Source organism: Luteibacter sp. W1I16, assembly GCF_050434905.1.
In the GTDB taxonomy this organism is placed as follows: domain Bacteria; phylum Pseudomonadota; class Gammaproteobacteria; order Xanthomonadales; family Rhodanobacteraceae; genus Luteibacter.
The window spans coordinates 3,460,142-3,484,412 of the sequence record NZ_JBNDJJ010000001.1 but is presented as its reverse complement, the minus strand read 5'-3'; the positions used below and the strand labels follow the sequence as shown (position 1 = coordinate 3,484,412).

Here is a 24,271-nt window from a genome sequence, read left to right as displayed (position 1 = left end):
GCTTAGGAGCATCGCCGGCCAGCCGGCTTCCCACCAGCCAGCAGTAACCCGGTGGGCAGTCAGCCGCAACCTGGTGGGAGCCGACCCTGTCGGCGATGCTCTTGCCTTTATGGGAACCGCTCTGTTTGTAGGGAACCGTTCTGGTGGGAAGCCGGCTGGCCGGCGATGCCCCTGGTCCCTGGTGGGAAGCCGGCTGGCAGGCGATGCTCTTCAGCTCTTGTGGGAGCCGACCCTGTCGGCGATGCCTTCGCCTCAAGCCCCCCGCTCAGCCAACGGCACCCCGGCAGTCGCCCGATGCCGCAACGTCTCCCCGTACCGTTTCCTCAGCACGCCCACGCGCTCGACATAGACCTGTGTCTCGTCATACGGCGGCACGCCGTTGTACTTCTGCACCGCGCCGGGTCCGGCGTTGTACGCCGCCGCTGCAAGGCGCTCGTTGCCGTTGAAGTTGCGCAACAACAAGGCGAGGTATCGCGCGCCACCGCGAATGTTCTGGTCGGCATCGAAGGCGTCCAGCACACCCATGTCGCGTGCGGTGCCCGGAATCAACTGCATCAGCCCCTGCGCCCCCGCGACCGACAGCGCCCTTGGGTTGAACGCGCTCTCGGCATGGATCACGGCACGCAGCAAGGCTTCGTCCACGCCGAACTCGTTGCTGGCCGCATGGATCGCGTCGCCATACGAGGTCAGGTTGAGCGCCACGCTGTTCCAGTCGATCTTCGAATGGACATCGCAGGCGGCACAGGTGGCGATATAGGTAAAGAGCATCTTGATGCTCTGCCCCTTCGTGCCCCCGCCGGGTGGGATGTTGGTGTATTCGACGCCGCCATCGGCCCGCGTGATCCGGTAGACGGCGCCACGCAGCACGCGCGAACCCTTCGGTGACTCGGGTGCCGCGGCCGCCGTCAGGTCGCCGGTGGCCGATTCGCGATAGTCCCAACTGCCCTTCGGGGCGGTAACGGGTGGCAGGACGACGGCATCGCCCCCGGCGCCCACCACCGACCCGGTCACCCCCGCCAGCGAGGAAGCCGCCGCGGGAGCGGAGACCACGCTGCCGGAAACGCCTTTCAACGAAGGCGCGCCGGCCACCGGCTCGAAGACAGGCGCTTTCACGGGCGCGGCCACCGCGGACGGTTTCGCCGGGCGCGCGGAGCCGGTGCTGCCGAGCCGCTTGCAGTCCTTGTAGCCCGCCGTGCTTCCGGAAAAGACGGTTTCGCCCGTGCTGCCGACACATCTATAGAGGGAGCCTGCCACGGCGGGTCCGGCCAGCAGGCCCGACAGCAGGACGCACGCGACCGCGGCCCTGCGCAGTGCGGGCCGGGATCTCAGGAAACGGCGGGCGGCATGGCCGGCGCTTTCCCCTGGCGTCGCGTCGTGGACCATGGGCGCGAGTGTGCCCGAGGCCCCCTTCTCTGCCAAGGCCCGCGAGCGTGACGATGTTCACGCAAGTCATTGATCCACGGCGGGCATCTGGCAAGGTGGGCGGGGGCGGCGTAAACTGCGCGGTTCGGTCAACTCCCACGAATCACGGTACCCCGGCCCATGAGCGGCAAGCTTTTCATCAAGACCCACGGCTGCCAGATGAACGAGTACGACTCGGCGAAGATGGCCGACGTGCTGCGCGCGTCGCATGGGCTGGAGCTGACCCAGGACGAAGCCGAGGCCGACGTCATCCTGGTCAACACCTGCTCGATCCGGGAGAAGGCGCAGGAAAAGGTCTTCAGCCAGCTGGGCCGCTGGAAGGCGCACAAGCAGGGCGGCAAGCCCGTGCTGATCGGCGTCGGTGGCTGCGTGGCCTCGCAGGAGGGCGAAGCGATCATCAAGCGGGCGCCCTACGTCGACCTCGTCTTCGGTCCGCAGACCCTGCACCGCCTGCCCGAGATGATCGAGGCGCAGCGCGCCAGCGGCAAGGCGCAGGTGGACATCAGCTTCCCGGAGATCGAGAAGTTCGACCGTCTGCCGGAACCGCGCGCCGAAGGCCCCACCGCCTTCGTCTCGATCATGGAAGGCTGCTCGAAGTACTGCTCCTATTGCGTGGTGCCCTACACCCGCGGGGAGGAGATCAGCCGTCCCTTCGACGACGTGATCGTGGAAGTGGCCCAGCTCGCCGAACAGGGCGTGCGCGAGGTCAACCTGCTCGGCCAGAACGTCAATGCCTACCGTGGGCCCATGCACGACGGCGATATCGCCGATCTGGCCGTGCTGATCCATGCCATCGCGCAGATCGAGGGTATCGGCCGCATCCGCTTCACCACTTCGCATCCGCTGGAGTTCTCCGACTCCCTGATCGAGGCCTATGCCAACGTGCCGCAACTGGCCAACTACCTGCACCTGCCCGTGCAGGCCGGTTCCGATCGCATCCTCGCGGCCATGAAGCGCGGCTACACGTCACTCGAGTTCAAGCAGCGCATCCGCAAGCTGCGCGCGGTGCGTCCGGACATCTGTGTGTCGTCCGATTTCATCGTGGGCTTCCCCGGCGAAACCGACGAGGATTTCGAGAAGACCATGAAGCTGATCGACGATATCGGCTTCGACCAGAGCTTCTCCTTCATCTTCTCGTCGCGCCCGGGCACGCCTGCGGCGAACCTCGCCGACGACACGCCGGCCGAGGTCAAGCATGCGCGCCTGACCCGCCTGCAGGCGGCGATCAACGAGAACGCGCGCAAGATCAACGAGGCGATGGTCGGCACGGTCCAGCGCGTCCTCGTCGAGAAGCCCAGCCGGAAGAACCCGAACGAAATGACCGGACGCACCGAAAACATGCGCTATGTGAACTTCCCCGGCCATGCGCGGATGATCGGCCAGTTCGTCGACGTGGTGATCACCGAGGCGATGTCGAACTCGCTGCGCGGCCGCGTCCGCCTCGACGACGAGGTGGCGCTCGCCTCGTGAACGCCATGACCCTTTCCCAGCGCGATTTCGCCCTCGATCCCGAAGACAACGCCCGCCTCGCCAATCTCTGCGGTCCGCTCGACGAGCACATCCGCCAGATCGAACTGCGCCTCGGCATCGAGATCGACCACCGCGGCAGCCTGTTCCGCGTGATCGGCGACGAGGCCTCGGCCAAGGCCGGTGAACAGGTGCTGCGCGTGCTTTACGACGCCACGGAGACCGAAACCCTCACCGGACAGACGATCAACGTGCGGCTGGCCGAATCGGGCATCGACGCGCTGAACGAGCAGGCCGCCGAGTCCGCGCAAGACGTGGTGATCAAGGTCAAGCGTGGCGTGATCAAGGGGCGCGGCCCCAACCAGGCCCGTTACCTGCACGCGATCACCACGCACGACATCAATTTCGGGGTCGGTCCGGCCGGTACCGGCAAGACCTACCTCGCCGTGGCCAGCGCCGTCGAGGCACTCGAAGCCAATCGCGTGCAGCGCGTGCTGCTGGTGCGCCCGGCGGTGGAAGCGGGAGAGAAGCTCGGCTTCCTGCCCGGCGACCTCAGCCAGAAGATCGATCCTTACCTGCGCCCGCTCTACGACGCGCTCTACGAAATGGTCGGTTTCGAGAAGGTGTCCAAGCTGATCGAGCGCAACGTGATCGAGATCGCGCCGCTGGCCTACATGCGCGGCCGCACGCTCAACGATGCCTACGTGATCCTCGACGAAGCGCAGAACACCACCGTCGAGCAGATGAAGATGTTCCTGACCCGCATCGGCTTCGGCTCGGTCGCGGTCATCACCGGCGACGTGTCCCAGGTGGACCTGCCGCGTCATGTCCGCTCCGGGCTTCGCCACGCCATCGAGGTCCTGCGTGGCGTGGAAGGCATCAGCTTCACCTTCTTCACCTCGCGCGACGTGGTGCGCCATCCGCTGGTGGCGAAGATCGTTCGCGCCTACGAGGCCTTCGAGCAGAAGCAGGACGACGAGCGGTGAGTTCGCTGGATGTGGCCGTGGGCTATGCCACGTCGCGCCGGGGCGTGCCCGCCCCGGCCAGTTTCCGCCGCTGGGTGGAGGCCGCGCTCAAGGGCGCACGCCGGCGCAAGGCCACCGAGGTGGCCATTCGCATCGTCGATGCCGATGAAGGCCGGGCGCTGAACCTGCAATATCGCGGGCGCGACTACGCCACGAACGTGCTTTCGTTTCCCGCCGACCTGCCGCCCGGGCTGAACCTTCCGCTGATCGGCGACCTGGTGATCTGCGCGCCGGTGGTGGTCCGCGAAGCCGCCGAGCAAGGCAAGAAGCCGGCCGATCATTGGGCCCACCTCACCGTCCACGGCACGCTGCACCTGCTGGGTTACGACCACATCGACGAGGCCGAGGCCGAGGCGATGGAGGGATTGGAGACGCGGGTACTGGCGGGATTGGGCATCGCGGACCCTTACCTGGCTTGAAGGCGGCCTGGCCTTTGTGGGAGCCGCTTCAGCGGCGATGCGTGTGTGCCAGGATGGCGGGTTCGCTCCGTAGCCATCGCCGACAGGGTCGGCTCCCACCGGAAAAGCCGTCACCGTGTGGGGCTGGGCAAGTGCCATCGCCGACAGGGTCGGCTCCCAACGGGTTCGCCGCCATCGGGTGGGAAGCCGGCTAGCCGGCGATGCTCTTCCGCTCTGATGGGAGCCCCCGTCTTCCTGAACCGTCACACGAATTCCGTTAGACTGACCCTTCCGCCCCGTAGGGCAGAACTCCAAAGAGTAATGAACGAGGACCCTGGTAGTACCAACGGCCCGGCTCACCGATCCTGGTGGGACCGCCTGGGCCATCTGTTTTCCGGCGAGCCGCGCAATCGCGACGAACTGATCGAGGAACTGCGCAACGCCCAGGTCAACGGCCTGCTCTCGAACGACACCCTGACCATGGTCGAGGGTGCGATCAAGGTGACCGAGCTCAGTGTCGACGACGTGATGGTGCCCCGCGCCCAGATCGTCAGCCTGCCGGTCGACGCCCCTCTCCCTGAAATTCTCGCCTCCGTGGTCGAATCCGGCCATTCGCGCTTCCCCGTGCACGGCGAAGACAAGGATGAAGTGCTGGGCATCCTCCTGGCCAAGGATCTCTTGAAGTATTTCGGCCAGAGCGAAGGCTGCGACGTGCGCGCCCTGCTCCGCCCCGCCGTGCTGATTCCCGAATCGATGCGGCTGAACGTGCTGCTGGCGGAGTTCCGCCTCACGCGTAACCACATGGCGCTGGTGGTCGACGAGTACGGCGGCGTCGCCGGCCTCATCACCATCGAGGACGTCCTCGAGCAGATCGTCGGCGAGATCGACGACGAGCACGACGACGAGGAAGATCCCGTGCTGGTGCAGGCCCTGGAGGAAGGCGGTTTCGCGGTGAGCGCACTCACGCCTATCGCCGACTTCAACGAGGTGGCCGGCGCGCATTTTTCCGACGAGGAATTCGACACCATCGGCGGCATGATCACCTCCGAGTTCGGCCATCTTCCGGCCGCGGGGGAAGAGATCGCCGTGGGTGGGTTCCGGTTCCGCGTGACCGAAGCCGACGATCGCCGTGTGCAGCAGTTCCACGTCGCCCGCGCCGACGCCGCCTGATCGATCACTCCGTCATCCCGGTGGGAAGTCTCCCGGGGTGGGGAACCTCCAGGTGAGGAACCTCCGGGTGGGAAGCGGCCTGGGCCGCGATCGGGAGCTTGCCGCAAGCCCCGATCGCGGCTCAGGCCGCTTCCCACCCAAACTTTCACCCAAGTCGACAGGACCTGCCCTTTCTCGATGCGCCATGCACTGATTCTGCTGCTCGCCCTGTGCTTCGTCCCGATGGCCCACGCAGGCATCGTCGACGCGCCCGCGGCCAACCTCGAGATATCGCTGATGACCTACGGGCCCGGCGATATCTACTGGGAGCGTTTCGGGCACGACGCGCTGGAAGTGCGCGACACGGTCAGCGGCGAGTCGGTCGCGTTCAATTACGGCGTGTTCGATTTCGACCAGAAGGGATTCCTGCTCAACTTCGCGCGGGGAATCATGGCCTACCGCATGGACGCGGAAAACACGCAGTCGGACATCGATTTCTATGCCGGTGAGGGCCGCTACGTGCGCCGCCAGCGCCTGGCGCTGGACGATGCGCAGAAGGAACGGCTGCGCCGTTTCCTGCTCTGGAACATCCGCCCCGAGAACGCCGGCTACCACTACGACTACTACGTGGACAACTGCACCACCCGCGTACGTGACGCCCTCGATGACGCCCTCGACGGCGCCTTGAGCGACCAATTGCGCGACAAGCCCGGTGGCATGACCTTCCGTGAGCAGACCGCGAGGCTGATGAGCAACCAGCCCTTGTTGATGCTCGGCATGGACCTGGGCCTGGGGCCTTACGCCGACCAGTCCATGACGGCGTGGAAGGAAGCTTTCCTGCCCATGACGCTCGAGGCGGAACTTCGCCATGTGCGCATCGGCGAGGGCGATGCGGCGCGGCTGCTGGTGGTGGACGAGACCACCATCGCGCCCGCGCGCCTCGACCCGCCGCCGGATCTGGCGCCCGACCTGCGCTGGCCCTTGTTCGGCGCGGGGCTGCTCCTGGCCATTCCGCTCTCCCTGCCCTTCTTCACCAGGCACCGCGTGGCGCGTGGCGTCTTCGTGGCCGCCGGCACGCTGTTCACGGTGTTCGCGGGCGTCGCCGGCCTGTTCATGCTGGGCCTGTGGGGCCTGACCCTGCATCGCTCCGCCTGGGGCAACTTCAACCTGCTCGCGTTCCAACCCCTCGCCTTCCTGCTGCTGCCCGCGATCTGGCGCCTGCGTCGCGCAGGCAGGCCCATGGGGCGCTTCGCGCCCCGCATCGCCACGCTCTCCTTCGGAGCCTGCGTCATCGGCCTGTTGCTTCACCTGTGGCCGGATTTTCCGCAGCGAAACCTCCCTTGGATACTGTTCGCCCTGCCTTGCTGGACAGCGCTTTTCGCAAGCTTCTGTCGCCGGCACGACTGAAGCCCCGTTCCCCACGACACAAACGGACATCCCCCGCCACCTTCTTTCGGGTGATTGACGGGTGCGCGCGCGTGCGCGCAAATGGACGTCCAACTTCCGAAGAAGACGTGGGCTAAACACCAGCCCAACGGCACGCGCCCAAGCGAGTGGAACTGCGGACCACGTCACGGAATACGACCGCCTAAACCTTCCGGCGCGAGGCACAGGGAATAAAACCCCGCGCCAGACATCTGCACTTGTCCCCACAGGTGAACGGTGTACCGCAATCGATGAACCTGAAACCGAGTGACCTCCCCCTCCTCGTGTCCCTCGACATGCTGTTGGAAGAACGAAACGTCACGCGTGCCGCGTCCAAGTTGCACGTAAGCCAACCCGCGCTTTCCGCTCAACTGGCTCGGCTGCGCCGCCTGTTCAAGGATCCTCTCCTTGTCCCTTCCGAGACGGGCCGCGGCATGGTGCCCACGCCCAAGGCGGAGGAGATGGCCGCGGCCCTGCGCGACGCCTTGTCCCAGCTGGGCACGCTGGGCGATCCCCATGGCGCGTTCGATCCCACGCGCGACGCGGCGACCTTCCGCATCGGCGGATCGTTCAGCGCGGTGAGCAGCTTCGCCAAACCGCTCATCCAGGCGTTCCAGGAGAAGCGGAACCGCGAACTCCGGCTCGCATTCCGTACGGGCTGGGAAGACATGGACGTGCTGGCCCAGTTCGAGAGCGGGGAGATCGACATCCTCCTCGCCCCCAACGAACAGTTGCCTTCCTCGTTGAAGATGCGCTCGCTGATGGCCGACGAGTTCGTCATGCTTCAGCGTGAAGGGCATCCTCGCGGTACGCATCCGCTGACCATCGAGGACTACTGCTCGCTCGGGCACCTGATCGTCTCCACGACGGGCCGCATGTATGGCCTGATGGATGCGCGCCTGAAAGAACTGGGCCTCAAGCGCGATGTCCTGGTGTCGGCGCCGCATGGCGATACGGTGGGCCCGATCCTGCGCGCCACCGACCTCGTCTGCACACTGCCGCAAAGCATGGTGGACGCCGTGGGGCCAGGCGTGGAGGCGTATGCCATCCCTTTCGACATGCCGGACATGTCGCTGGCCATGGCGTGGCATAGCCGCCTCGACAAGCAGCCGGCGCACCGCTGGCTACGCGACGAGCTCATTCGCGTGAGCCACCGCCTGCACCCCACGCGTCACGTCGAGCCGCCCAAATCCTTGTTCCCGATCATCGAGCGAGTCCGTGATGGATACCACTGAGGCACTGCTTTCCCCGCTCGACGCCGATGCGCCTTGCGGCCCCAACCTCGAGTACGACGCGCTTTTCCTCGCGCTGGAATCGGTGGCCACCGTCACGCCGGAACGCGCGGTGGGCACTGCGGTGCGCCAGGCCGAAGAACCGGACTGGCGCGAGGTGGCACAGCATGCGGAAACGGTGGCCCAACGGACGCGCGACGTGCGTGTCGCCGTGCACCTGGCCAATGCATGGCTGAAGATCGGCGGCTTTCCCGCATGGTCCGATGCCGTGGGCCTCATCCACGGCCTGCTCGAGCGCTACTGGGACGAGGTTCACCCGCGCCTGGACGACGGCGACCCGATCGAACGGATCAACGCGCTCGCCGCCTTGGCATCCACCGATGGCATGCTGTCCCACCTTCGGCGCACGCCCCTGCTCCACGCCGAGCGCATCGGCAGCTTTTCGCTGCGCGATCTGCGCGTGATCAACGGCACGCTGAAGCCCGACGGCGGCGACCATCCGGCGGTGTCGCAAGAACATGTGGATCTCGTCGCGCAGCAAGCCGATGTCGAGGAACTGCGGCGTGTCCACGACAGCGTCGTGGCCGCACTGGATCACGCCCAGGCTATAGGCAAGACGTTCGAGCAACGGACCCCCGGCATGGGTCCCGATCTGGACGCCTTGTTGCGCGACCTTCGTGAACTGCACGCCTTCCTGCGGGCGCTGGTGGGGTCGAGGCTGCCGCAGACGAATGTCGATACGGAAAACGACGGAGCGTCACGTGGAGACGACGCGCCGGACGCGGGTTCCGCCACCACCGGCGCGAACCGCGGCCCCATCCGTGGAACGGGCGACGTGGTTCGCCTGCTCGACGAGATCTGCGCGTGGTACGCCGTCCACGAGCCGTCCAGCCCCGTTCCGCCGCTGTTGCGGCGGGCGAGCCAACTGGTCGGCCTGAGCTTCGCCGACTTGCTCAAGGCCATCGCGCCCGGCGGCCTTTCCGAATTCCAGGTCCTGGCCGGCGACAACGACAGCTGACCGGCCGCGGTGCTCAGTCAGAGCGACGACGAACGGTACGCGATAACCGCCAGGGCACAAGCGAGCGCGGCACCCGCGACCCACCACGGCCACAGGGCCGCCCGCCGTGACATGCGTGAGGAACCGGCGCGACGCATCGGCAACGCCTGCGAAAACGCGGGCGTTGCCGGCGGCGCGCCCGCAGGCCGGCGCAAGGTGTGGATCGATGCGCCTCGGCGGCGCATGGCCGAGCGCAGAAGCATGCGCCGGCGCAAGCGGTATTCGTGCGTATCGATGCGCCCATCGTTGTACGCGTCGTTCAGGGCCGCCAGCTCGCGGTTCACGATCACATCCCACTCCATCAGCGAATCTCCCTCACCAGGCGAAACCCGACGTCGCGCTCGGCCGTTCCATCGCTCGGCCGCACCGTGTCGACCGAGCAGGCATCCGGTCCGCTGCGGTAGCTGCCACCGCGCGTGGCGAACGAACCGCCCTTCGTCACCCACTCCCATACACCACCGGTCATGTCGACGAGTCCCCACGGGTTCGCGATGCCCTTCGTGCTGAAGTCGGGCGCCTTGAGCAAACGGCCGATACCCGAGGAAGGCGCGCCGCAGTTTCCTTCCTTGCTATCCCACCCCGCGTTGGCATGCGCCGCGAAGGACCACTCCTCGTCGGTGGGCAACCGATACGTATGCCCACTGACCTGCGAGAGCCATGCCGCATACCGTTGCGCGAAAGCCAGGGGAATCGAGCGCGCGGGCTCGGCGGCGGCGATCCCACGCGAGATCGCGCAAGTACGCGTCGCGCGGCAGAACTGGTCGAGGTTGCCCACGGTGATCTCGGTGCGGGTCATGGCGAACGGCTTGCGGCCGAACGGCACGACCACCATGGCGGGCCCGTACGCACCGACGGCGAACGTGTCGAAGCACTCGCGCGCGGTACCGGCGAGACCTCGCCGCGCGCACGGGTCGGGCGGCGTGACGACCACGGGTGCCGAGTGCAGCTTCTTCACCACCGCTTCCAGGGAACCCTCCGGCAGCGCTTTCGAGGCCACCATGGCTGCCTCGAGGTCCTTCAATCCATCGGGATCGCCTTCCTTCACCGCGGCCAGCCGGCGACGCAGGTCGTCCTGATCGGCGGGGGATACCACCGGCGCCTTCGCCGCGGTCATCACGGCCGTCGCCAGGTCATAGCGCGTCAGCGCCCTGCGCAGGTCGTCGCGTTCGCCGATGATCGCGAGGGCGCTGTCGATGCGTCCCGCGGCTTCCTTCCACCGGCCTGCACGGCACGCCTCGCGTGCCGCTTCCAGGAATCCATGCGTCAGCAGGTTCGCCGCTTCGTCGTTGGTGTCGACGTTGCCACCATCGATCTGGCGAAGCTGCTGGAAACTCTCGATCGCCTTGCCGAGATCGTTCGCCGCCGTCGCGCGGCGCAACGATTCCAGCCGCGCCTCGTGCTCGGCGCGCGGCAAATCCGGAGGCGCCGCCGGGGCGGAGGATGCCGCCGCCGGGGCCTGCGCGGAGGTGGGCGCCAGTGCGACGCTGCGTGCGGCGAGCCGCGTGGACGAGGGGTACAGCCGGCGCGCGGCGGCCAACCGGTCGGCGGCGACCTTCATGTCGCCCGACGCGATCGCATCGCCGACCGCCGCGTCGAGCTTGAGCTCGAGTTCGGGATTCGCCAGGAGGCGGCTCTCCGGATCGATGGTGCGGATCTGGCCGAGAATCGCCGGAACGTCGTCGGGGCCATCGCCGAACAGATGCCCCGCGAGGATCGCCTGGCTGAGCAAGGTGTCCAGGCGGTTCAACACGTCGTCCCGCTCATGTGCGACCTCCTCGCGCCGGCGGTCGAGCTTCGGCGCGAACGTCTTCAGGTCCGCGCGGAGGCGAAACGTCGCCATGGCACCCGCGTAGTCGAGACGGCCATGCGGCGGATCCCAATGCGTGGCGAGCAGGCGCACGAGGAATCCGTCGATCGCCTCCGCCCCGTCCACGACGATACGGCGGCGCTCGTCGCCGTCGAGCGCGGCGAGCGCGCCGCGAACCTGGTTTTCGTCACGGAAGCCGTCCGCCTGCCCCGGGGCGAACCGGCGCAACGTCTCGGCCACGTGGCGGCGTTCCACCTGCATCGCCGCCACCCATGCCACGGCAGCCGACAAGGCCAGGACGAAGCCCGCGACAATCAACCATGGCGTTGCCCGCTCACGCCAGCGCCGCTTGCGCAAGCCTGCCAGCACCACGGCGATATCCGCGCTTCGCTTGTCCGCGGTGAACGCGACGCTGTCGCACAAGGCCTTGTACTGGCGCTTGTCGAGGCCGGCGACCGGTGGTGGGCGCTTGCCCGCCTTCATCGCTTCCTCGGCGTTGTCCTTGCCAAAGGGATGCCGGCCGGTGAGCAGTTCGAAGACCACGCAGCCGAACGCGTAGATGTCGTCGCTGGCGGACGGCGGCCTGCCCTGGATCATCTCCAGGCTCGCGTATGCCGGTGTCATCGCGCCCAGCGACCCGGCATCGAAGACCGTGCGGTCATCACCGGCATCGACGCCCAGCTTGCCCGCGCGCGCGATGCCGAAGTCGAACACTTTGGCCACGCCGGTGGCGGTCACCATGACGTTGCCCGGCTTGAAGTCCGAATGGACGATACCGGCGGCGTGCGCACGCCGCAGCGCCTCGCCCATGCCTTCGATAAGCGGCCACGCCTCGTCGAAGCGCATGCCGTCGCGCGCCTTGCCTCGAATGAGGGAGCGCAGGTCGCTGCCTTCCACATATTCCATCGTCATGAAGACGTTGGTGCCGTCCTTGTCGAAATCGTAGACCCGCACGATATGGTCGTTGGCCACCTGCTGGGCACGGCGCGCCTCGCGTTGCAGGGCGACCAGCGCGTCGGGATGCTTCCGGAACTCGTCGTTGAGCACTTTCACCGCGACGTAGGGATCGCGGTCTCGCGCCTCTACCTTGCGCTCGTCGCGGGCGAGATAGACCACGCCCATGCCGCCGCGCCCCAATTCCCTTTCCATGAGGAAGCGGCCCTTCAACAAGCTGCCCACGGCGATCTTCTCGCCCTGGGCGAGATCGGCGATACGTCGCCAGCCCCCGTCGCCCGTACCCAGCGAGGACGAGCCGGTGGCTGTTCCCTCGCCGCCCGCCGCCGCATGCAGCGGCTTGACCACCGTCGCGTCGTCCTGCCCCGCCGATGGTGTCACCGCACGCAGTGGAACCACCCGCGTTTCATCGTCGTCATGCTGGCTCATCAACAGGTTTCCTCGGTTTCTTCCAGCCGCACGACCACGGCCGATACGTTGTCGCGACCGGCGCGCCCGAGCGCGCCGTCGACCAGGCTGGCGAGCAGCGCCGCGGGGTCCGCGTGGCGCCGGCAACATGCCTCGATGTCCTCGTCGGTGAGTTCCTTGTTGATGCCGTCGGAACACAACACGAAGCGCATGCCGCTGCGCCGCGGGGTCAGCGTCCAGTCGACGTAGAGGCGGTCTTCCGCGCCGACGGCGCGGGTCAATACCCCGGACGCCACCGGTGTCGCCGCGCCGAAGCGGGTTTCGTCGCCGCGATCGCCGTGCACGTGATCGCGCGTGAGGAGACGCAGGCGCCCTTCTTCATAGCAGTACGCCCGGCTGTCACCGACCCAGCCACACAACACCATGTCGCGGGTATGCACGAGCACCACCACCGTCGAGGCGATCGCATCGACACGGCGTTCGCGCGCGATCGAGCGCAGCATCCGGTTCACGCGCAGGAGTTCGTCCTCGATCGCATCGATGAAATCGGTGACGTCGTCGCTTCGCGGCAACCCGCGCAGCCTGTCGACGATCATGCCGCTGGCGACGTCGCCGGCACTGTGGCCGCCGAGTCCATCGGCGACGACCCAGAGCCCGAGATCGTCGGCGACCAGGATCGCGTCTTCATTGTGCCGCCGTACATGGCCTGTCTCGGTTCGGCCGGCGGAGCGATAAGGCAAGGTCACACGGGTTCCTCGTTGCGTTCGGCACGGAGGCCATCGATGAAGCGCAGGTAATCGTCGGCGTTGGGCAGCCCGCGCAACGCCACGCCGGAGCTCGGGTCCCCTCCGCGCCACCAGAGACTGCGCATGAGGCCGCCGCCGGCCGGGACCCAAGGCGGGGACGCCATGAGTCGCGGATCGGCGAGCGCGTGGGCCGCACGGTCGAACTCCGCCAGCGAACCGTGTTCGCGGGCCTCGTGCACGATGGCTTCGGCCGCGTCGAACCACGCAGCCTCCGGCCACCGCGGCCATCCGTTCGCCGTTGGCGCGGCCGATACCGCCAGCACCAGGGGGAAGATGCGACCGACCCGGTCCGACGAGAGCGTGACGGCACCTGTCCAGGGTCGCGGCCCGCATACATGCGCCGCGAGTGCGAAGCGCCATACCGGCGCCGCCAGACAGCGTGCCTTGTGATCGTCGCCGAGGCGGGCCGCCAGGCCGGCCATCGCCTCTTGGCATGCGCGATCCCAGGGCTCGACGAACTCCGGCGGAAGCCGGCGCTGGACGAAGTCGCCGAGCAGTGGAAGCTTGCCGTGGAACCCCGGGGCCACGTTTCCGGTTCTCGCGCTCATGCGGGGCACCGGAAACGGCGCACGCTGCTATCGCTGAAGGGATTGCGCAAACTCGCCGCCTCGATGTCCACGTTCGCGTGCGTTGAACCGAAACCGAAGGTCGCGCCGAAGCGGGTCTCGGTGCGCCGTTGCAGGGAGGCGGCGTCGAGTGCGTGGAAAAAACCCCAGTCGCCCGGGTACTCGAGCACAGGGAGCGGGTTGCCCGACGTATCCCAGGCACTGATGCGCGTCAGGCCGGGTTTCGGACCAGGCCATTGCATGGCGACGGACACGGGTGCCTGGCCGGTCTTGTACTCGTAGGTCTGGCCGTCCACTTCGATCGTCAGCCGATCGATACCGGCCGGCGGTGTCGTGACCGATACGGTGAAACCGACCTGCGGTCGCGGCCCGTCGCGGAAATACACCTGCCGGATCGTGTCGGCGAGTTGCGCCCCGGCGAGCACTCCTGCTCCCGCCCTCGCGCTGCCGGCATCACGAAAAGTCCACGTCGGTCCCGCGCTGTCGACGACGCGCGACAAGGTCTGCCGGAAGAACGTGTCGAAGCGGCCGCCGTTGCCGAACAACGCGGCGAAGTCCTGCAGCGGTATATCGTTGCCTTGCGTCGCGACGAAGGGGTAGCGCCCCTGCACGAAGCGTGTGCAGTCAGCGCCGGCGGCTTCACGAAAGCCGTCGGCCAGCGCGCCCGCTTGCACCCTTGCTCACCAGGGATTGGCTACTGCCCACGAGACTGCCCACCCATGCGGACAACGGCGGCGGCAACTGCGCCGCTTCGAGCCGCGCGGCGGCGAGCGCGGGGTCGGGCCGGCCGATCGCATCCGCCGCGGGGTCGCGGCTCAGCAAGGCCTTGCTCAACTGATCGAGCGTGCCGAGAGTGTGGTCCAGTGGCGTCGCGCCGGCCGCGCCGTCCGTCAGCTGGTCGAGCGTCGCGAAGTGATCGGTGATCGGCGCATCGGCGCCATCGTCCGTCCCACCGGCGGAAGCGGTACCCAGGAGGTGCCTCGTGTTATCGCGCACGAGCGCCAGCAGCGCCTTCAACGGCGAACCCGGTCCGGCGAGCCGCGCGGCCACGCCACTGGCTTCCTGCACGTTGCTCACCGGTTGCAGTTCGAGATCGCCGAGCAGCCCGTCCCAGGCGCGGATATAGTCGGCTACATAAAGCGCCCGCACCTGGGCGGCGAGCGATACGCGTTGCAACGGGTCCGCCGTCGTGGCGCCGAACACCCAGCCATCGCCGACGAAACGATCCACCGCGCTGGATATTCCGCCGCCCGCACCGCCCGCCGATGCAGATGTCCCCTGCACCATCGCGGCGAACACCGGCCGCGTGAACAATGCCGGTAACGGTCTGGACAGCGGAGCGCCACTGCGGCGGCGGAATACATCGCCACGCAGTCCCAGGACGCGATCCAGCCGCACCGGCGCATCGCGACGCGACGCGCTGTCGATTTTCACGCCCCCGTAGATCAGCGTCGCCAGGTCCGCCGCGCGCAACGTGGCGCGCGCCGCTTCGACCAGGGAGTTATCGAGCGGCAGGGCCCGCATCTTGTCGCTTCCGTCGAAGAGGATGCGGAAATGACCTTCCAGGGCCTGCACGAGGCTGTCCTCATCGGGAAACACCTCGCGCCATCGCTCGCCAGCCAGCAGCACGAGCTGGTCGCGATCGCGATGACCGGCATCGCCAAGCATGAGATAACCCTTGAGCACGTAGTAGAGCCGTTGCGGGTCTCCGGCAAGGCCGCGCAAATCATCGCGGAACTGCAACGCGAGCCCGGGAACGACGCTGGCCTGGAACTCGCGCTCATGCGCTCCACGTACTTCGTCGAAAACCGCATCCCCCTGGAACAGCCCGAAGCGCATGGACCATGGCACGGGATCGCGTACCTGGCCCGCCATGCGTTCAGCGCGGGCCAGCACGTCGAGGCGCTGCAATGCCTGCGCATAGTACTGGCGCAATGAGTCCGGTCTCGCGCCGGGGTCGCCGATGGGGAAATCGTGCAAGGCCTGGTCGACACGTGCGACATAGTCGGCGTTGCGGCCGAAACTCGTCGTCATGCCGACCACGAGCGCGACGGCCAGCACACCGATACCGCCGATCGCCGCCGCTTCGGCCAGACGACGCCGGCGCCATGCGACCGGATCGGCACCGACGAAGCCCGCCTCGGGCAGGATCGTTTCCTTCAACAGCCGTTCGGTGAAGTAGGTGCGTCTCTGCGCACGCGTGGATGCCGGCGCGGTGGCGTGCATGCCGAAGGAACGTCCGACCACCGAAAGCACGCGGTCGATCGGCGTGCCTTCCTGCGTGCCCGACGTGAGGTACACACCGCGCAGGAGCGGCGGCCGTCCATAGGCATGGCTGCCGAAGACCGACGAGACCAGCGGCAAGGCCGCCTCGCGGAACGCCCGCAACTGCTGCGGAAAGGACAATATCCGTGCCCGCCTGCGCACGTCGCGCTCGGCGTGCATCCGCTCGATCACGCGCTCGTCGATCCGCTCCAGCAAGGCGTCGAATTCCGTACCCAGCAGCCCCGGCGCGCCGCCCTGCACGCTTTGCGCGGCAGTGAAGGTGGTACCCCATACCTGGGCGCGCCCCGCCGGGTCGAGCGCATCGAAGAACTCCATGAAGCCCGCCACGAGATCGCACTTGGTGAACACCATGTACACCGGCACCGCGACGCCGAGGCGGGTGCCGATCTCGTCGAGACGTTCGCGCAGCCTTTGCGCGTGCTGCTGCCGCTCGGTGTCCGTCATGGTCAGGGCGTCGGCGACGCTCATCGTGAGCAGGATGCCATTCACCGGTCGACGTCGGCGGTGGCGCCTCAAGAGCCCGAGGAAGCCCGTCCACGCCGAGGCATCCGCATGGGGATCGGAATCCTGCGTCGTATAACGGCCCGCGGTATCGAGGAATACAGCGCGGTCGGTGAACCACCAATCGCAGTCGCGCGTGCCACCGACGCCTCCGAGCGAACGCTGACCCATGCCACCGAGCAAGGGGAACTCGAAACCGGAGTGCTCGAGCAAGGTGCTCTTGCCTGAACCCGGCGCACCGATGAGCAGGTACCAGGGCAGTTCCCGCAGGTCGCCACCGCCATCGCGACGCTTACGCAGCACGGCCATGGCTTCGGCGAAGCGGTGGCGCAAGGCGTCACGCTCGGCACGCGCGCGCGCCTCGGAATCCGCACGCTCACCGTCGGGTTGCGAGGAGAGTTCCGCGCCCAGGCGTTCACTGCGACGGAGCGCGAGCCAGCGACGCCCCATCAGGACACCGATCCATATCGCAGCCACCACGGCGATCGCCACGAACCTCGAGGTGACGCTTGCCAGCGGCTGCGTATCGCCGAGCCCGAGGTACGGACCGCCGAATCCGATCAGCAAGGCACACAGGGCGATGCCGAACAGCGCTCGTACCCATGACGTATGAAACAGGTCGGCAAGGATCTTCATCCGGCCTCCGGCATGAACAGGATCTCGACGCGCCGGTTGCGCGCGCGATTGGCGGGAAGGTCGGGCGGCGTCGCGACCGGTTGCGAGGCACCGGCGCCGCTCGACTCCACGCGGCGCGGATCGCGCAGGTCGCGGCTCAGGATCGCACTGACGTTGCGCGCCCGCGCCGCCGACAGTTCGAAATTGTCCTTGAAGCGAAGCGACCGGATCGGCTGGTCATCCGTATGACCCACGACGACGATGCGGCCGCGCAGTTGGTCGAGCGCGCGGGCGACGCGGGACAGCAAGGCCGCCTGCTCCGGCGCCACCTCCGCGCCGCCGGAGGGAAACATGTTCGTGGCGGCGAGGCGTAGCGTCGCCTGGCCGTCCGGCTTCTCGTCGATGGCCAGCGCGCCGCTGCGTTCGTCGCTGGCGAGCAACTGGCGCAGGCTCGTGGCAGGGGGTTTGGCCGGTGCGCCGGTCGTCGGCAGCGGCACGCCGCGCAGGCCGATGGCCGCTAGCCGTGAGCTCACCGGGTCGGTGATCCCGTTGAGGCGGCCGTGAAGATAGACCCACGTGCCAGCGACGATGCACAGCGCCACCAGCGCCGCCATCCACACCGGCACACCACGGCGAGGCACGAGTGGCCGGTCCAGGCCACGCCATCGTGGCGACAGCTCAACGGGCGCGGCGGACCGATACGCCATGATCCGCCGGTAGAGATCCTCACGGCGATCCGCGAGCCGCGACATGCCGCCGGGTTCCACGAGGTACTTTCCGCCGAAGCCGAGCGCCAGGCACAGGTACATCATCTCGACGAGGTCGATGTGGCGGACCATGTCCTGCGCCAGCCGGTCGAGGATCGCGAAGAACTTCTCGCCGCCGTAGGTCTCGCCATGGAAAGTCACCAGCAGGGTTTGACGCTGCCATCCGGTCTGGTCACCCCATGGCGAATCGAGCACCGCCTCGTCCAGCATCGTGCACAGGACGTAGCGTGCGGCTATGCCTGTCTGCGCGTCCACGCCCGCCCGCGCCGCCAGATCGTCGAAGCGGCGAATCGAGGTCACGGCGCGCTCGCGCAGCAATACGGCGTCCGGTGGTTCGGCGCTGTTGCTCAATTGCGCGGCCATCAGGAGCAAGGGGTTGGCCGCCCGCACCAGTGGATTGCCGCCCGCCATGGGCAGCTCCTGCGGCGTCGCGATGTCTCGCGCTTGCCCACGTTCGCGCCGCGGCGTGACGGGTGACGGTTCACGCGCGGCGCTGGGGCGCACGATGGTGGCGTCGTCCGGGCCGTGGCCCGGCCTCTCGTCGGTCGTCATCGGATCAGGCCCTCACCGCCCACAGTTCGAGTTCGAGCCCGTCGAAACCGTTACCGAAGTGCAGCGCCACGCCGCCGGACGTGCGCAGGGTCTTCCACATCGGCGAGGCCTTGTCGAGTTCGAAATACTGGTAGCCCGCGTGGTACGGGATCTGCCGCGGTGCGCTTGGCATCGACGCCACGGCGATGCCGGGCAATTGCAGGTTGACGAGGTCGCGGATCTTCTCGACCGGACCGATCTTCGATTGCGTGGGCAAGCGGCGGCGCATGTCCGCCGCGGCGATGTCGGCCTTGGCGGCAAGCACGAAGGCGGCTCCATCGAACAACGTCGTATCCGCGACGGTGCCCACCCATACGCCGTACTTGCGCTGTTGTAGCGGAACCGGAACGGCCGTTTGCTCCAGCACGGCGCTGAGGCTCGCACGCAACGCCGCGATGACCGGCTCGAAGCTCTCACGCAAGCGTTCGTGCCGATAGGGCGGAAAGGCGTCGCTGCGCTTACCCGGCGTGGTGAACGTCGCCAGTTCCCCCGCCATGCCGAGCAACATCCGGTAGAGATCTTCCGGATGCAGGAGCGGGGCCTCGGAAAGGTGAGCCAGTTGTGGCTGGTACCGGTTGACGAACTGGAGCATGAGGAAATCCGACAGCTCGGCGGTACTGGTGCGGTCGCTACCCCCCACACGTGCGGCCAACGCCTCGCCGCGTTGATGCAGCAGACCCAGCAACTCGGTGAGGAACAGGCTCAGGCTTGCCGACGCCCGACAGGTCAGGGCACTGGGAATGAAGCCATCGTCGAGCACCACGCGGCGGTCGGCGCGGCATTCCACGAGATGCGCCAGCGGCAGGTCCACCAGGCCCTCGCGCGGTTGGCTGGCCGCGAGGAGCCGCGCGCTGAGCCCGCCGACCTCGAGCATCACCGTTCCGGTCGTGCTGCCCGACGCATCGGCCACTTCGGCCTCGCGCACGCGGAAGCGCGCCAATTGCCCTGGCGGCGCCGTGTCGGGCCATACGCTTTCCGCCTGCGTCGCCGAACGCAAGGGCAAGGTGAGGTGGATGATCTGGTCGCGCCAGTTCGGATCGATGTCGAGGGGCGCCGGCAAGGGATCGCGATCGGGCATGGAAAACGGCGTGCCGTCCGGGAAGACGCCACGCGCCCGGCGAATGCCGAGCTTGCCGATGGCCAGCAGGTCCCGTTCCAGTTCCAGTTCGTCGAAACCCCACGGATGCGGGCGCAGCGTGGCCGCCCGCAGTTCGATGTAGCGTTCCGTGTAACGGTCCTGCTGTTGCATGTGCTGCGGGCGAAGGAACAGTCCTTCGCTCCAGACCACCTTGTTGAACGAGGTCATCGTGCGGCTCCGTCGCTCTTGAAGCGTGCCAGCTGGTCTTCGTAGGCCCGGGCGAACTCGTCGCCGAACAGGCGGCGAAACCGTTCATCGGGATCGGCCGCCAGGCCCTGGTAATGCGCGCGGTAGCGATCCCACGCGCCCTTCCCCGCACCGGGCAGGAAACGCGGCCGGCGCGGACCTCCCTCGTCTTCGAAACGCGCGGGGTCGAATTGGGCGATGAGGTCGTCGAAGGCGGCGCGTACCCCGGAAAGCAAGGCCACCTGGTGGAGGCGGATATCGTCCATCGCGTCGACGATGGCCGCTTCTCCCGAGAGGAAAGCTTCGTTGGGTGCGGCGAGCAGGCGAGCCATGGCTTCCCCCGCCGTGGGAGCGAACTTCAGCGGGTTGTTCTCGCTCCGGCGAATCAGCGTCGCGGGCATGCGAAAACCGTTCTTCAGTTCCGCGCGTGCACGAAGGACATCCATCACGCCTTCAAGGACGAGCAGGAACAGCGGTTCGACAGCGGCATGCGCGATGCCGGATGGTGATGGTGAAGGAGCGGGCGATGGCGCGGCCTCGACCTTCGCGTCCACGGAAACGGGCACTTCGGCAACCGGCACCTCGGCGACGAGCGCCTCGGCGGCCGTCGCCACGGGAGCCGGCACCGGTTCACGGAACAGGCTCCGTGTCCTGTCCCAGTTTTCCGGCAGCACGGCCGCGTGACGCGGTACTGCGTCGTGGTCCACGCGCGGCACGACGAGATGTTCGTCCAGTGGCGATACATGGCTCCAGGGCGTCTGGGATGCGGCGGTGGACCGTGCTTCACCCAGACCCGTGGGCAACGCCGTCTGGAACCATGCGAGCGGGTCGAGCGACGCTGTCGCACCTCCTTCGCCCGGCACCAGCGATGCCGCCCGTGACGGTGCCTGCGCGACATCGATCAAAGGCGCCGGCGGCCGAATGGCGGGCGCGGTATCCGCGATGTCGCGCGTTTCCCGCCGTGCCGTGGTTCGCGCCACCTGCTCGACAGGCGGCTCGATGGCAACGAGGACTTCGAACGTATCGATCTGCACGAGGTCGCCGTCGCCGAGCAGCGCCGGTTCACCGCCGCGCAGGGGCGTGCCATTGAGCAACATCCCGTTGGTGCTGCGGTCTTCGAGGAAGTACAGGCCATTGATGTGGCGTACCACCGCATGCTGTCGCGAGACGCCGTGGGCATGGAGCACCCAGTCGCATTGCTCGGCGCGGCCGATGGTGAGGTCGCTCCCTTCCACGCGCACCGATGCCCGGTCGGCGATTTCCTCGGTGCGTGCGCCGAGCACGGAGAGGACCAGGCTGGGTCCGGCATAACGGTTCATACGGAATCCTCCGATCGGAGTAGGCCAAGGGCCGATGTGACGAAGGCGCGGCAACGCGCATCGAAGTCGTCGCCGGCCGCGGCCAGGGTCAACAAGGCACCCGCGGCGACGACCGCCATCAGGTGTGCGGCGACGGGGGCGACTTCCTTGCCCGACGCATCGAGCAGGAAACCCTCGGACCACCCCGCGCTGGCGGCGATCAACGCGCCCGCGCCGACGTAGTGGCGGCTGGCCGCATAGGCGAGCGCCTTGCGCCGGTTCGCCTCGTCACGATCGCGCAACCACGCCTCGGCGAGGTGCAGCCCGGGGCGATCTTCCTCGGCGATCGCCGCGTCGGCGGCGCATTGGCACAACCAGGGCACCACGTAGCCACGCGGCAACAAGCGCATCTGCAAGCGCAATGCCGCGCCCGCATGACCACCGTCGAGCAGGGCCTGCACCGCGGCCCGAGGGGTCATCCCGTTGCGCAGCCGCTCCATGGCGGCCGCTTCCAGGCCCATGTCCATGGCGGCCCTGGTGATACTGGTCGTTGTTGTCGTGGTCATAGCAGCAATGGCGGCGTGCCCTTGAGCACGGCCGGTCCGGCGGTGGAGGAAAGCATCAACGCCGCGCCCGCGGTGACGGCGATGGCGGCGGTGGCGTTCACCGTCACCGTGGCACCCGCGGTCAGCGATACCGCCGCCCCCGAGGTGATCGACACCGCGCCTCCGGCCGTGAGGTTCACCGCGCCGGTGCCGGTCAGGCGCAACGTCGTGCCGGCGATCTCGATTTCGCCGGTCCGCTTCAGCACGATCCGGGCGAGCCCGGTGACGAGTTCGATCTCCTCCCCGGCTTCGATACGTAAGCGGCGGCCCACGCGCAGGCTGTCGTCGCGACCGATGTCGTGGCTGCGATCGCGCTTGATCGCGGTCGTTTCGTCGCGGTCGACCGTGCTGATGTGATCGTTCTCCGCTTCGTGGCGAAGGTCGCGCTGGGCGTGCAACAACAGTTCCTCCGCCCCCTTGCGGTCTTCGAAGCGGATCTCGTTCGCGTCGCCCGCCGAACCCATCAGGCTGCGGCTGACGACACCACTGCGGGTTTTCTGCTCCGGCAACGGATACGGCGGCAGGTGGTCCTGGTTGTAGACGCTGCCGATGATCAAAGGCCGGTCCGGATCGCCGTCGAGGAAGGCCACCACCACCTCTTGCCCCACGCGGGGCACGAACTGCGCGCCCCAGCGCTTGCCGGCCCAAGACGAACCGACACGCACGGGGCAGGACTGGTCGGCCTTCGGCTTGCCCGGCGCATTCCAGAAGAAGGTCACCTGCACGCGTCCGAGAGAGTCCACCTGGATGTCCTCGTCGGCCTGGCCGTAAACGACGGCCGTCTGCACGCCCGCGATGGAAGGACGCGGGGTGACCTGCGCCGAGCGGAAAGGCTGCCGGCTGCGAATGGCGCGGAAACGACAGGCGAAAGGCGCCTCGTCGGCATCGGGCTCCACGCCGCCCGCCTGGTAATCCACTTCGACCATGCGCGTCGTCGAACCGATCACCAGGTATTCCTGGTTCGCGTCCGCCAACGGGAAATCCTTCAGGGTGAATAGATCGCCGGTCGCCAGGCCGACGGCGTCCGTGGATCCTTCGCTGATCGCATCGGCCACGTTGAGCGCATCGACGCGGACCCTTGCGAAACGCTGGCCATCCGCCACCTTCTGGGCATAACCCACCGACCCGTACGGGTAGTCGTAGATATCCAGCCCCGGCACGGCATGGACGTCGGGCCCGCCCGTCACCGGCTCGTTCGCGAGCAGCGAGGCCCTGGGCCGCTGGTAGTCATAGTCGTCCATGCGCACACGCGTGGGATTCACGCTGCGCGCGACGTGCCAGTCGCTGACCGACGCCTTCATCCGGTGGCCACGCTCGGTGGGAGGCGCATAAGGAAGCGTCTCGAAACCCGGGCGAGGCGCATGAGCGCCCAGCGCGTCGGCGAGCACCATCGTGTGGCTGGACGATGCGTGGGCGAAGAAATAATAGATGCCTTCCTGTTCCATCAACCGGCTGATGAAATCGAAGTAGCTCTCGCGGTACTGCACGCAGTAGTCGCGGGCCGTATAGCTCGCGCTCAGGGCGAGCCGCACATCTCCGTAACCGAATTCCGCGAGCACCTCGCGCACGATCTGCGGCACCGTCTTGCCCTTGTAGATGCGGCAGTCGGACGTCTGCCTGAGAAGCCAGGGCGTCGGGACGACGCGGAACGCGTAGACCGCGTAGCGAACGTTCTGGATGCTGATGAAGGCGCCCTGCTCCGCCTCGGCGACGATGCCGTTGAAGTAGCGAACGACGCCTTGCGGCGTGACCATCTTCACGGTCATCGGCGTACCCAGGAGCGCACGCAGGTCGGCCTGCGCGTTCTTGCTGATCGCCTCGATGCGCAGGTCGAACAACCGGCCGAGTTCTTCCTTCGCCGTCATGTTGGCGAACAAAAGGGCATCGCCCAGACGGGATGAAAGTGTGATGGCGTGCGCCATGGCCGGATCAACGAGCCGACGGTTCGGCGGACCAGCCGGCGAGCCCGCGCCTCAGGACGTTTCGCCACGCGGTCTCGTCACCGGCGTACTCCACCGTCCCCGCGGTCGACAGATCCTGCCTGATCGCGATGAGCCACTTCGCGACCAGCCGCGTGAGATCGCCACGGATGAACAGCTCCACCTGCCTGCACAGTTCCTTTCGCGCATCGCTGCTCTTCGGCGCCTGCGCCAGCGAACTTCCCTCGATGAATCCCTTGCGCGCGGCCGGATCCTGGCCCGCGTTCACCATGTCGCGCCAGGCCATCATGGGGTCGGCAGGCAAGCCGCACACCCACTTATAGAAAACATCCTTGAAGTCCTTCGCTTTCTTGCCGAACTCGATCGAGTTGTGATCATTCGCTTCCACGCGCTCGTCGTCCTGGATCCAGCTTCGTTCCCTCATGCGCGGATGTGCCCTTATCTCCAGCAGCAAGGGATACGAGGTGGCGAACTTCGAGTTCATGACACGGCGCCCTTCCGCCACGTCACCGCCGCTTCCATTCAACGCATTGAAGTGGCACTCGAGCCTGTACTGCTCGAGAAGCAGGACGAAGCACGAGACGATGCAGCTCTCGAAGTCGTTGAAGACGTGATTTCCGTTGGCCAT

Annotated in this window: 20 protein-coding genes; 7 read left to right on the top strand and 13 right to left on the bottom strand. The window is 67.4% G+C overall.

Annotated elements, in window-relative coordinates:
• Positions 1-252 precede the first annotated feature (252 nt).
• Positions 253-1,254 (bottom strand): lytic transglycosylase domain-containing protein, encoded by a 1,002-nt coding sequence (locus QFZ41_RS15355; protein WP_429199550.1) that lies wholly within the window; start codon positions 1,252-1,254, stop codon positions 253-255.
• A gap of 288 nt (positions 1,255-1,542) precedes the next feature.
• On the opposite strand from QFZ41_RS15355, the gene miaB reads away from it, so the two are divergent.
• The 7 genes from miaB (at position 1,543) to tssA (ending at position 9,136) form a co-directional block, all read left to right on the top strand.
• The gene (miaB, locus tag QFZ41_RS15350; protein WP_429199549.1) at positions 1,543-2,892 is read left to right on the top strand and encodes a tRNA (N6-isopentenyl adenosine(37)-C2)-methylthiotransferase MiaB; all 1,350 of its coding nucleotides are present in this window, start codon (positions 1,543-1,545) and stop codon (positions 2,890-2,892) included.
• Between the two features lie 5 nt (positions 2,893-2,897).
• Positions 2,898-3,875 carry a PhoH family protein gene (locus tag QFZ41_RS15345; RefSeq protein ID WP_429199548.1) on the top strand — a complete coding sequence of 326 codons (978 nt, stop codon included), beginning with the start codon at positions 2,898-2,900 and terminating at the stop codon, positions 3,873-3,875.
• Complete coding sequence (gene ybeY, locus QFZ41_RS15340; protein ID WP_429199547.1) at positions 3,872-4,333, top strand: rRNA maturation RNase YbeY; 462 nt, start codon at positions 3,872-3,874, stop codon at positions 4,331-4,333. The genes QFZ41_RS15345 and ybeY overlap by 4 nt, the downstream gene beginning before the upstream one ends.
• Positions 4,334-4,633: 300 nt before the next feature.
• Positions 4,634-5,482: an HlyC/CorC family transporter gene (locus tag QFZ41_RS15335; protein WP_429199546.1), complete on the top strand. Its 849-nt coding sequence runs from the start codon at positions 4,634-4,636 to the stop codon at positions 5,480-5,482.
• Positions 5,483-5,659: 177 nt separating this feature from the next.
• Positions 5,660-6,868, top strand: coding sequence for a DUF4105 domain-containing protein (locus QFZ41_RS15330; protein ID WP_429199545.1), 1,209 nt, complete (start codon positions 5,660-5,662; stop codon positions 6,866-6,868).
• A gap of 269 nt (positions 6,869-7,137) precedes the next feature.
• Complete coding sequence (locus QFZ41_RS15325) at positions 7,138-8,121, top strand: LysR family transcriptional regulator (protein ID WP_429199544.1); 984 nt, start codon at positions 7,138-7,140, stop codon at positions 8,119-8,121.
• Positions 8,108-9,136 (top strand): type VI secretion system protein TssA, encoded by a 1,029-nt coding sequence (tssA, locus tag QFZ41_RS15320; RefSeq protein ID WP_429199543.1) that lies wholly within the window; start codon positions 8,108-8,110, stop codon positions 9,134-9,136. The genes QFZ41_RS15325 and tssA overlap by 14 nt, the downstream gene beginning before the upstream one ends.
• A 17-nt stretch (positions 9,137-9,153) precedes the next feature.
• On the opposite strand, the gene QFZ41_RS15315 is transcribed toward tssA, so the two are convergent.
• The 12 genes from QFZ41_RS15315 to QFZ41_RS15260 are packed head-to-tail and all read right to left on the bottom strand — an operon-like array spanning position 9,154 to position 24,271.
• The gene (locus tag QFZ41_RS15315) at positions 9,154-9,477 is read right to left on the bottom strand and encodes a hypothetical protein (RefSeq protein WP_429199542.1); all 324 of its coding nucleotides are present in this window, start codon (positions 9,475-9,477) and stop codon (positions 9,154-9,156) included.
• Complete coding sequence (locus tag QFZ41_RS15310) at positions 9,477-12,365, bottom strand: bifunctional serine/threonine-protein kinase/formylglycine-generating enzyme family protein (protein WP_429199541.1); 2,889 nt, start codon at positions 12,363-12,365, stop codon at positions 9,477-9,479. The genes QFZ41_RS15315 and QFZ41_RS15310 overlap by 1 nt, the downstream gene beginning before the upstream one ends.
• On the bottom strand, positions 12,365-13,090 hold the full coding sequence (locus tag QFZ41_RS15305) for a PP2C family protein-serine/threonine phosphatase (protein WP_429199540.1): 726 nt from the start codon (positions 13,088-13,090) through the stop codon (positions 12,365-12,367). Before QFZ41_RS15305 ends, QFZ41_RS15310 begins: the two co-directional genes overlap by 1 nt.
• Positions 13,087-13,698, bottom strand: a complete 612-nt coding sequence (gene tagF / locus QFZ41_RS15300; protein ID WP_429199539.1) for a type VI secretion system-associated protein TagF — start codon at positions 13,696-13,698, stop codon at positions 13,087-13,089. Before tagF ends, QFZ41_RS15305 begins: the two co-directional genes overlap by 4 nt.
• Positions 13,695-14,390 carry a type VI secretion IcmF C-terminal domain-containing protein gene (locus QFZ41_RS15295; RefSeq protein WP_429199538.1) on the bottom strand — a complete coding sequence of 232 codons (696 nt, stop codon included), beginning with the start codon at positions 14,388-14,390 and terminating at the stop codon, positions 13,695-13,697. Before QFZ41_RS15295 ends, tagF begins: the two co-directional genes overlap by 4 nt.
• Positions 14,356-17,139 (bottom strand): type VI secretion system membrane subunit TssM, encoded by a 2,784-nt coding sequence (tssM, locus tag QFZ41_RS15290; RefSeq protein ID WP_429199537.1) that lies wholly within the window; start codon positions 17,137-17,139, stop codon positions 14,356-14,358. The genes QFZ41_RS15295 and tssM overlap by 35 nt, the downstream gene beginning before the upstream one ends.
• On the bottom strand, positions 17,136-18,437 hold the full coding sequence (icmH, locus tag QFZ41_RS15285; RefSeq protein WP_429199536.1) for a type IVB secretion system protein IcmH/DotU: 1,302 nt from the start codon (positions 18,435-18,437) through the stop codon (positions 17,136-17,138). The genes tssM and icmH overlap by 4 nt, the downstream gene beginning before the upstream one ends.
• A 4-nt stretch (positions 18,438-18,441) precedes the next feature.
• Positions 18,442-19,782, bottom strand: a complete 1,341-nt coding sequence (gene tssK, locus QFZ41_RS15280) for a type VI secretion system baseplate subunit TssK (RefSeq protein ID WP_429199535.1) — start codon at positions 19,780-19,782, stop codon at positions 18,442-18,444.
• A complete protein-coding gene (gene tagH, locus QFZ41_RS15275) occupies positions 19,779-21,119 on the bottom strand; it encodes a type VI secretion system-associated FHA domain protein TagH (protein WP_429199534.1) in 1,341 nt (446 codons plus the stop codon). Before tagH ends, tssK begins: the two co-directional genes overlap by 4 nt.
• Positions 21,116-21,625: a DUF6931 family protein gene (locus tag QFZ41_RS15270; protein WP_429199533.1), complete on the bottom strand. Its 510-nt coding sequence runs from the start codon at positions 21,623-21,625 to the stop codon at positions 21,116-21,118. Before QFZ41_RS15270 ends, tagH begins: the two co-directional genes overlap by 4 nt.
• A 35-nt stretch (positions 21,626-21,660) precedes the next feature.
• A complete protein-coding gene (locus tag QFZ41_RS15265; RefSeq protein ID WP_429199532.1) occupies positions 21,661-23,625 on the bottom strand; it encodes a type VI secretion system Vgr family protein in 1,965 nt (654 codons plus the stop codon).
• A 7-nt stretch (positions 23,626-23,632) separates the two neighbouring features.
• Positions 23,633-24,271, bottom strand: coding sequence for a hypothetical protein (locus tag QFZ41_RS15260; protein WP_429199531.1), 639 nt, complete (start codon positions 24,269-24,271; stop codon positions 23,633-23,635).